The sequence below is a fragment of the Planifilum fimeticola genome (assembly GCF_003001905.1).
GTDB classification, from domain to species: Bacteria; Bacillota; Bacilli; order Thermoactinomycetales; family DSM-44946; genus Planifilum; species Planifilum fimeticola.
The window spans coordinates 1-1,210 of record NZ_PVNE01000069.1 but is presented as its reverse complement, the minus strand read 5'-3'; the positions used below and the strand labels follow the sequence as shown (position 1 = coordinate 1,210).

The 1,210-nt window shown below is 52.9% G+C and carries 1 protein-coding gene; it reads right to left on the bottom strand.

The features are described from left to right. A partial coding sequence (locus CLV97_RS17730; RefSeq protein ID WP_106346839.1) for an IS1182 family transposase occupies positions 1-1,210 on the bottom strand: 1,210 nt, incomplete at both ends.

The following is a 1,210-nucleotide window of genomic DNA, read 5'->3' as shown; positions in this document are numbered from 1 at the left end:
CCGCCTTGGGGCCCATTGTTCCTCTTCCAAAGGAGCAAGGCCATTTTCTTGATGTTTTGGCAAACGGCAGTAAGGAGGCATTGCTCTGTTACTCTGGCAAGCCCCCTCATCCGTGCGTAGCGAAGTCCGTGCAGCTCTTTCGCATCCGCGAAACTCCGCTCGATCGTCTCTTTCCTCCGCTTGTAAAGTTCTTTTCCCCGCTCGCTTAACCGGTTTTGACGAACCCACTCCTTGGCATCTTCCCATACGTGTCGGGTGATGGTTTTCACATGGTTTTTCGAACGGGTGCACCGGGATAAAAACGGACAATCCCGGCACGTTTGCGGATCGGATTTGTATTCGCGGTATCCTTGTCGGTTGGTCGTTCGGTATGTCAGTTCGTGTTTTCCTGGACAGATGTATACATCACGCTTCGCGTTGTACTTGAACTGCCATTTGTGAAACAATCCTTTTTGCGGATGAAAACGACGGTGGGCGATGACGGCAAAAATCCCTAGCTCCTTCAAGGCATGGCAAATCGGATTCGTCAGGTATCCGGCATCCAGCGCCACAGCCTCCACCTCAAAGCCGAAGCGTTCCTGCTGCCGTTTCAGACGAGCCAAGTAGGGTTTGGAGTCGTGCACGTTTCCCGGTGTCACGTACACGTCCGTGATGAGGTTGTGTTTGCCGTCTACCGTCCGGTGATCCAGATAGAAAAAACCTTCCGGTTTGCCTTCCCGCACCATGTAGCCGCTTTCCGGGTCGGTGGTACTGACACGGATTTCCCGTTCTACCTCAGAAGTGTCGTTTTTTTTTAACGGCCGCTTGCCGTGTGCTTCACGATCCTCGTCAATGGCACGATCCAATTCCTCCACGTACTTCTCCGTGGATTGGCGAACTATTTGACGGGTGAATTTGTTCTTGTTGGCGTTCGCCTTTAAAAACGTCGAGTCCGTAAACAGTTCTTTCCCCTCGATCAGTCCGTGGTTGATGGCTTGCAAAACGATCTCGTCGAAGATCTCCTGGAAGATGGTCGTACCGTTGAACCTGCGGCGTCGGTTTTGGCTGAATGTGGTGGCGTGCGGTACCTTGTCCGTCAAAGAAAGCCCCACAAACCAGCGGTATGCCACGTTGACCTGGATCTCTTCCACCAGGCGCCGTTCCGAGCGAATGCCGTACAAATACCCGATGAACAACATTTTGAACAACATCACCGGGTCCACGCAGGGAC